Annotated in this window: 7 protein-coding genes; 1 reads left to right on the top strand and 6 read right to left on the bottom strand. The window is 53.9% G+C overall.

What is annotated here, in order from left to right:
* Positions 1-234 precede the first annotated feature (234 nt).
* From EDM04_RS18310 to lrp, 5 genes are all read right to left on the bottom strand, one after another.
* Positions 235-723, bottom strand: coding sequence for a hypothetical protein (locus EDM04_RS18310; protein WP_050032086.1), 489 nt, complete (start codon positions 721-723; stop codon positions 235-237).
* The gene (locus tag EDM04_RS18305) at positions 723-1715 is read right to left on the bottom strand and encodes a ParA family protein (RefSeq protein WP_050032087.1); all 993 of its coding nucleotides are present in this window, start codon (positions 1713-1715) and stop codon (positions 723-725) included. The genes EDM04_RS18310 and EDM04_RS18305 overlap by 1 nt, the downstream gene beginning before the upstream one ends.
* Before the next feature lie 372 nt (positions 1716-2087).
* The gene (locus EDM04_RS18300; protein WP_082222449.1) at positions 2088-2645 is read right to left on the bottom strand and encodes a hypothetical protein; all 558 of its coding nucleotides are present in this window, start codon (positions 2643-2645) and stop codon (positions 2088-2090) included.
* A 14-nt stretch (positions 2646-2659) separates the two neighbouring features.
* Positions 2660-3283 (bottom strand): helix-turn-helix domain-containing protein, encoded by a 624-nt coding sequence (locus EDM04_RS18295; RefSeq protein WP_164471170.1) that lies wholly within the window; start codon positions 3281-3283, stop codon positions 2660-2662.
* A 154-nt stretch (positions 3284-3437) separates the two neighbouring features.
* The gene (lrp, locus tag EDM04_RS18290; RefSeq protein ID WP_050032089.1) at positions 3438-3893 is read right to left on the bottom strand and encodes an HTH-type transcriptional regulator Lrp; all 456 of its coding nucleotides are present in this window, start codon (positions 3891-3893) and stop codon (positions 3438-3440) included.
* A gap of 415 nt (positions 3894-4308) precedes the next feature.
* Here lrp and EDM04_RS18285 point away from each other — a divergent pair, with 415 nt between their 5' ends.
* Positions 4309-4497, top strand: coding sequence for a hypothetical protein (locus EDM04_RS18285; protein WP_050032091.1), 189 nt, complete (start codon positions 4309-4311; stop codon positions 4495-4497).
* A 64-nt stretch (positions 4498-4561) separates the two neighbouring features.
* Here the strand turns inward: EDM04_RS18285 and EDM04_RS18280 are convergent, their stop codons facing one another.
* Positions 4562-5863, bottom strand: a complete 1302-nt coding sequence (locus tag EDM04_RS18280) for a hypothetical protein (RefSeq protein WP_050032092.1) — start codon at positions 5861-5863, stop codon at positions 4562-4564.
* Between the last annotated feature and the right edge of the window lie 442 nt (positions 5864-6305).

Here is a 6305-nt window from a genome sequence, read left to right as displayed (position 1 = left end):
GAGGGAAACAGTGTAGTGAGTCGACGCATAATTCGAGATGAGGAGTCCTTGTCGTGCACAGACTGGACTTCCTCATTCCTTCCGAAAGATGCCTCGATAAGCCGCCGCTATCTCGCGGTTTCTCGCTTAACTAAAGACAGATGGCCGTTAAAGTCTCCTATCAAGTATGCGCTACCGTGGGGGAAAGGAAGTAGAACTTCAGCGGTTGCAGGGTGAAGTGAACGAAAACAGCCGCTAATCGAGTTCGCCGTACCCGTCTCCTCTCATAAGTTCTGCAACGTCCTCCACATTGTCGAACGCCGCGAGAAGTGCATACTCACGGGCATCTGTCTTCGCGATATCATCAGCCCCGAGCTCCGTGGCGAGTCGGCTACGAAACTCCGCTTCTCGGGAGACGACTTCATCGCGAGCGAAGATCTCAAGCCGGTTGTCTCGTTCGTCTCCGACATTACTCCGACGTACGAAGTACGGATACTGGTGTGCTCCGGTATCGCTGGCCGGCGGGGTAGTCGTCGTGCTCTTCTCGCTGGGACTGTTCGTATTCTTTGTTCCTCGGGAGGTCCGAGATTCATCTACTTCGGCAGAGGTGGCTACCTCGGGCTCCTGATCATCCGCCTCCTCGTTCGCGATATCATCGGGTTTCTCTGGTTCGTCATCTGCTTCTTCCTCCTCGTCACCGAAGTTGAGGTTCCCTGACCCAGATTTGAATGAATCTCCCCCCATTAGTCAGCCACCTCCGGTTCAGTTGCGAGGTTGAACCGCATCGTCTCAGTCCCGTAGTCGTCGATATTTAGGACGAGTTCGTCGTCTACATCTACACCGAACGTCTCCGTCGCAATGAATCCCGCCAGCTGCCATAGCTTCTCCAGCGTTTCGAGTTCACGGTCGGGCACTCTTCGCTCACCTTTCTCCGTGATCATCTCGCCGTCCTCCTCGTAGGTCTTCCACCTTTCTTCGACTACTTTGAACGCAGAGCCACGGGCTTCCCACATAGCGTCCATCAGACTCTCTCGTGACCCGATAGAGACTGGCGTTGCAAAGGAGTCCGTATTTTCGAACTGATCGCGATACTGCTTGTGGGCGTTCGTCTGCCCGACCCCGGACGGAACCACGCACGAAAGCCCGATTTCGATGTCCAGCGCAGTCTCCATGTTTCCGACCATCTCCTCGAGACCATCGAGGCTGAGACTTCCCTTCCCAGCTGGCTTAACGGGTGCTACCAGTGTCCGAAGTGCGTAGATAGCATTGTACAGGAGGTCTTCGGCGCGCGCGTTAGGGTCGATGAGGACTGCGTCGTACTTTTCGTTCAACTGCTCTCGCTCCCAGAGGAGATTGTATAGAAGCTCGAAGCGGGGGTACTCGTCCCGAGAGATACCCTTCATCCCCGTTTCATAGGAGATTTTCTGCTCGAGGTTGGAGGTAAAGTCCCCCAGCATGTCGTGGCTCGGAATTATGTCGATGCCCTCTTCAGAGGTCTCGATGAGGTTGTCGAAGTCGCTATCAGGCATTTCCAGAATGTGCTTTACGAGATTGTCTGCATCCGGGTTCCCACGGTTCTCTCCGACGTCGAAGAGTGAGGTGAGATTACCTGTCTGTGGGTCTAAGTCGATCGCGAGGACATCAAGCCCCATCCGCTTGAGCGCGACCGCGAGGTTTGCTGTCATGGTCGTTTTGTACGTCCCCCCGGACTCAGCGTAAATGACAGTCGTTATCATATACCGACTCATATGAGCGCCTGTTACATATATCTGTGTCAGACATTCGGGCCTATGATCTGTAACGAATATCTAGAACATCTTTCTGTATCAACTATCTGTATTTATTGATGGGTAGTGAGGACACACGGATTCAACTGCAAAGACGCAATCAGTTAGGGAGCTGTGCGCTGGAATTTGTCTGTGATTTCCAGCTGTTTCGGTTGTGTTGGAACTAGAAGCTGTACTGATGGCGATCTTGAAGCATGCACTTGATAGAACTATCTAGAATAAGTACCTATTACAGATATCTGTAACAGGTATCTGTAACAGTCGTCTGGCATATATGTCAATAATCAAAGCGAGTGCCTCAGAGCAGGACCTAGAGGTGGATCACTCATTCCACGAAAGCCGGTCTATAGTTGGAAACTCAGCCTTTGCTGTCTGGGGCGGGTTATAGTATCGGGATTTGATATCGTAGTACCCAAATTCAGGAGGGATACGAGCGCACGCCTTGGCCAGATTTTCGTCCGCTGTGTGGGTGATCACACGGATTCGAGCATTCACATCAAACAATCGAACTGCCAACGCGACTACTGCTGCATCCTGCCAGTTGTTCGTCTCTGGATACTTGCTTTGCTGATTGAGAAACCCATCTGCAACGAACCGTGCTTTCTCAACCGGTCCAGCGCTACTATCGAATCCCGCTGTGCGGTTACCGGGAAGTGGTGGGGTTACCCGCAGCCACCCTTCTTCGATAGCCATATCGAGGTATGGATTCGCCGGTGAGTCAGCACTCCCGGTATCCGCCAGTTCGTGGTAGACTGCTGCTGGCACCCAAATTTCTGTTCCGATTTCCTCCACGGCAGTTTTGAGTGATTGTAGGTGCGGACTGGGGTGCTTTCCCAAGTTCCGAAACATCACCGTGTCCGCAATATTCGCAGTATAAATCCTCGTCATTCGGTCTACTTGTCGTCAAATTCCTCGAGGAGATCGCCTTCGTTCTCATCGAAATCATCTGGTGTGTACGTCGTCGGGCCCGACTCGTCGTCACCAAGATCGAGAATCGAATAGATGGCTTCGACAAGATCATACGCAGTTCCAGAGGAAAGGTCTGCGAGGCTCGCGATCTGCCGGATTGTGACATCCCCCTTACTGTGTGCTTTCACGAGGTCGTATGCGAGTGCAAACGTGACGATGCCGTGATCTTCGAGCACCCGCTCGATCGCTGGATATTCGTTCTTCTGTGCGATCACTTCGATAAGTTCAGGCGTAATCGAGACTTCTGTTTCGCGGACTGTCAATGTCAGTTCGAACTTTTCAGCGGTGTATACGGCGGTTCTGCTATCATGGTCAACTTTGCTGATCAGGCCCGCCTGTTCCAGTTTATGCAGATAGTCGTACACCGTCTTCTTCGAGACTGTCGTTGTTTCAACGAGTTCAGGGCCCGTCGTAGTCCCGGACCGCCGAATGGATGTATAGAGACTAGCGAGAGACGGGTTCTCGAGTAATTCTGCGAACGTAGGGATTCCGGTGATCATCCCCGGAGTGTCACCCGCGTTTCGCACGTGTTCTGTATCGTAGCTCATCCTGTATAGAGTTACGAAACTAGAAATTATAAACGTTTGCCACGGAACTGAGTCACTATAGTTTGGGTAAGAGGAGGAGAGATGGGGTTTCGCTATGAGTGAGAATTAGTTCTGCTGTGACGCATTAGATACGGCAAATGGTTCCACAAGCGCGCTAGTCGTCACCAACGCTGAACTGCGTGTATTCACTCACAGTGTTCAAGACGACGCTCGTATTGGATTCTTGCACATCTGCATCGGCCAAGACGCGCTTGATCTGGTTGTTCATATCGTCGGAATCTGTGAACTTTCCAATCGCGATGATGTCGTAATCACCAGTCGTCTCATATACACTCATCATCTGTGGTTCATCGCGAAGCGCGTCTGTAATATCCGGTAGCCCGGGGCCATCGACTTTGAGTTGGAGAATGGCAGTCACGTCGTAGCCAAGTTTGCTGTAATCGACAATTGGCGTGTAACCCTCAATTGCGCCTGCTTCTTCGAGATCTGCCAAATGGTTCGAGACCGTCGTCACAGACACATCAAGTTCGTCGCTGAGATTACGCAAGCTCTCACGGCCATTTCCCAGAAGTGCGTTTACCAACTCTGTATCAAGGTTTTCGTACGTCATTGTTTGTGTTTTAATTTGTAGTGTTATAATTGTTTTACGTATTATACCATATTTGGAATATCCTTTGAGAGGCTCTGTTGAAATCCTACTTTTCAGACATATTACCGACTGAAACAGCAGGTCACCGAAGAGTACATACCGGGTATCTGATTATTATCTGTTCTGATAAATACGAGCAAGAGTTATTCTATCTCCTGTGCCACATAGGCATATGACACAGCGATCTGAGGGGTATCTATTCCACCTTGAGAAAGCTCTAGAAGTCGATACTCGCGAAGAGAAGAACTTCCATATTCGACAGGCTCTCCAGATTTGTGGCGTTTGCGATGAGTCAGAACAGTCCCTGATAGACTCACAGGACAGCTAAATCATTGAACAAATAATATTTCTTCACTGACCGCAACTGGGTCAGTATATGTCACTTCCTGAGGATTTCAACAAAGCCGGACGGACAGAATCGATCGGCATCTACACGAATGATTTGCCCGCGTTCCGCGGAATTGAGCGCGCCCTCTCACAGCATGGCTACGAGGACGCAGTTCAACTCGTCAAGGCCTTCGACTTCGTCACGTCCGTCGAAAACCGGTACCAGTTCTCTGGATGATCGCTTTCTGACGGACTGACCACAGAGGATACGGCCACCATTCGTCGTTGATCTCGACAGAGCTCTACTGATCACTGACTCGCTGGTCTGTCTGTGAAAACGCCTCTGTCGCCATGTCGGCGCGCTCAGCCGCCTCGATGTGCTGGTAGGCCTTGCGGACCTGTTCCTCACTATTGTCGAGATACCGGGCTGCAGCGGCGTAGCCGAACTGTCGAACAAGCACTTCTCCGACACCCCGACGCCCGCCGTGTAGTTCGAGATAGTCGCCATCGAGTGAGAGGTCCAGTTCGTCGCGACGCTCGGCGAGTGTGTCGTGTGTCCAGAGCCGTTCCATGATCGACCGGGCACCGTCAGTGGTGAGCGGCTTCGGCGCGTCGAGGTCGTGCTCAGCAGCGACGATCAGGTCAGGTGCCCCGTTTCGAACACGCTCGATCGCGCTGTCGCGGAGACCGACAGTGGCGAGTCCTTTGGCGACGTGTGAGGCGAGCGAGGGGCGGTGTAGCGTCGTGAACACCGGCCACGAGTCCGGCACGTCCAGCACCTCAGCGTACCGCTGCAACGGGCCGATAACGGGCTCGGGGAGTGACGCCTCCTTCCACTCACGGCTCTTTCGGAACACGGTGACGCTGCTGTCTGCGAACGACACGTCACGCCAGCGAATCCCGTTCCGACCGTCGCGGTCTTCTTTCGGTGCCGAGAGGAACTCCGAGCCGCGCAGGCCCGTGTAGGCGACAACATACACGAGTGCCTGCTCACGACACCGCTGGTAGGCCTTGAACCGAGCGCGCTGTTTAGCCTGCCACGTCTCACTCTCCGGGTCCCCTCGATCGGCGTGGGAAACCTCAATCGCGCCGAGCGCGTCGAACGCCTCGGAGACGCGCCGATCGACAAACTGGGTGATCAGGTCGCGGTGGATCGGTTCCCACGCCTGCTGGTCGCCCGGCCGGCGGCCGTCGTTCTCGGGAAGCGGATCTTCGGCGTCCGACTCGCGGGCGTAGTGCCGCGAGATGTACCCCTGCGCGTGCGCCCACCCGCACCACGACGCGACGTGGGCGTAGTAGGTGAGAACGGTGCCGGCGGCGTACCCGGCGGTTGAGAGGTACCGTGCGTAGTCCGAGAAGACCGTCGTGTCGAGGTCCGCAAACCGGACGGTGTCGCCGTCGACGACGCCAGCCCACGACTCGGGTGGGGAGGCGTTCGCCGGGTCGGCGGTCTCGCCGAGGCACCAGCGGTGGAATCGATTCAGCTCGCGATCGGCGTCAGTTCGGTACGCACCTTGCTCGCCGGCATCGCCCTTCCCCTTGTCCGTGAGGTACTTCGTGAATGTGTCCTCGATCGGCGTCTCGACGGAGCGACGACCCGTCATTGAGCCTCCGAAGTGTAGGGGTTGTGCCGTCGGAACGCCGCTGCAGACGCGGCATTCCAGCTGGAGCGACAGTATGGGGAAGCGTCGGCCATGATTCTGATTCTGCCTCGTTTGGGGCCACGGGTGGGGGTCACTAAGAGTTTACTTTGTCTTATTACCGAGATAAGACTAAGTATTGTATTTGCCCAGACATTAGAATATCTGAGAGAGTATCGGCTGGTTTCAGCCGCGAGAACGCTTCTAATCGGATCTTGGTAGCTGTTAAATTGTATATCGCTATACACAATTCAGGCCTGGTGAAGTTGAGACTACAGTGGGTTTAGCGGGTCTGTGATGCGTGGTTTCAACCGAATCGATGAGTGGAGACCGCTTCAGAACGCTCTCTGAACGACTATTCTTGTTGAAGTTCCTACTATATGGGCGATTTTCTGCAACTTTCGGT

Origin of the sequence: Halorubrum sp. CSM-61 (genome assembly GCF_003781945.1) — an archaeon.
In the GTDB taxonomy this organism is placed as follows: Archaea; Halobacteriota; Halobacteria; order Halobacteriales; family Haloferacaceae; genus Halorubrum.
This window is presented reverse-complemented; position numbering and strand designations above follow the sequence as displayed.

Bases quoted from the DNA above. Each gene is read 5' to 3' on its own strand.
- EDM04_RS18305 (WP_050032087.1), bottom strand. From the start codon at position 1,715: ATGATAACGACTGTCATTTACGCTGAGTCCGGGGGGACGTACAAAACG.
- EDM04_RS18285 (WP_050032091.1), top strand. From the start codon at position 4,309: ATGTCACTTCCTGAGGATTTCAACAAAGCCGGACGGACAGAATCGATC.
- lrp (WP_050032089.1), bottom strand. From the start codon at position 3,893: ATGACGTACGAAAACCTTGATACAGAGTTGGTAAACGCACTTCTGGGA.
- EDM04_RS18295 (WP_164471170.1), bottom strand. From the start codon at position 3,283: ATGAGCTACGATACAGAACACGTGCGAAACGCGGGTGACACTCCGGGG.
- EDM04_RS18280 (WP_050032092.1), bottom strand. From the start codon at position 5,863: ATGACGGGTCGTCGCTCCGTCGAGACGCCGATCGAGGACACATTCACG.
- EDM04_RS18310 (WP_050032086.1), bottom strand. From the start codon at position 723: ATGGGGGGAGATTCATTCAAATCTGGGTCAGGGAACCTCAACTTCGGT.